This window comes from Staphylococcus rostri, assembly GCF_002902145.1.
Taxonomy (GTDB): domain Bacteria; phylum Bacillota; class Bacilli; order Staphylococcales; family Staphylococcaceae; genus Staphylococcus; species Staphylococcus rostri.
The window spans coordinates 1-1,078 of sequence record NZ_PPRF01000162.1; the positions used below are offsets into that span (position 1 = coordinate 1).

Annotated in this window: 2 protein-coding genes; both read right to left on the bottom strand. The window is 25.1% G+C overall.

Annotated features, from left to right (window positions below):
• On the bottom strand, positions 1-524 hold a 524-nt coding region (locus tag CD122_RS11695; protein WP_103359052.1), incomplete at its 3' end, for an ATP-binding cassette domain-containing protein.
• The coding region (locus CD122_RS12210) for a hypothetical protein (protein WP_206167776.1) at positions 517-1,078 on the bottom strand (562 nt) is incomplete at its 5' end. The genes CD122_RS11695 and CD122_RS12210, both read right to left, overlap by 8 nt.

Consider the following 1,078-nt stretch of genomic DNA (forward strand, 5'->3'; position numbering starts at 1 on the left):
AGATGTGTATAAGAGACAGGTTTAACTACTTCTAATAATATATTTTCAGTGACAGAAGTAGTGACTGGATCGAAACCAGTCAAGGGTTCATCTAATAATAACAAAGGTGGCGCTTCTAGTAATCCACATAAAAGAGAAAGTTTATTTTTGGTTCCAAAAGATAAAGAATTAATTAATGAATCGTAGTAGGGAGATAAAGACATTTCTTCAACATATTTAGATATAGAAAGACTGTCTGTTTTTAAGATATTAGAAATGTAGCCTATGAATTCACGTACTGTTAAAAAAGGATACATATATAAGTCTGTTGGTATAAATAAATTAGATTCATATCTTTGTATACTTTTGTTGTTTTTGTCTAATTCTCCATTGAGTAACTTTAATAATGTTGTTTTACCAGAACCATTTTTACCTAATAAACCAATTATTTCACCAGGAAAAACTGTAAAACTTAAACCATCAAAAATCGTAACTTTTTCGTAGCTGAAAAATAAATTCTCTACCTTTAATAAACTTTTAGTCAAAATAACTCCTCCTTTTATTAGTTATTGTTATAAGAAATGTTGACAATATAATTAATAAGAATAACAGAGAAATAATAGTATAAAGGTTAATAGATAGATTGTCTAATCTACCAGTTATAGTCATAAGGTAATAAAACATAATAATAGAAAACAATAAAGAAAAGATAAAACCATTTACAATAAAAGACAAAATATTACTCTTAGCTGAAGTTCCTATTTCTTCCATTGACTCCCAATCAAACTTTGGAAATACAGCATATGGTAAATGATAAGATAAATTTAAAATTATTGTTATTAAATTGACTATTAAGAAAACCAGAAATAAATTATACCAAGAATTAACATAAAATATTAAAGCATAAAGAAATAAAAACAAATTAATTGCTAGACTTATAAAGATTGAACTTAAAATTTTTGACATTACAATTTTACGGTAGAAATATAATGGGAACAATGATATTAAATTACCTTCGCTTTCTATATTAATCACCTTTTCTAAAGTAAATAGTACTGATACTGTATTAAAGAAAATATATAAGGGAAAAGCTAAATTG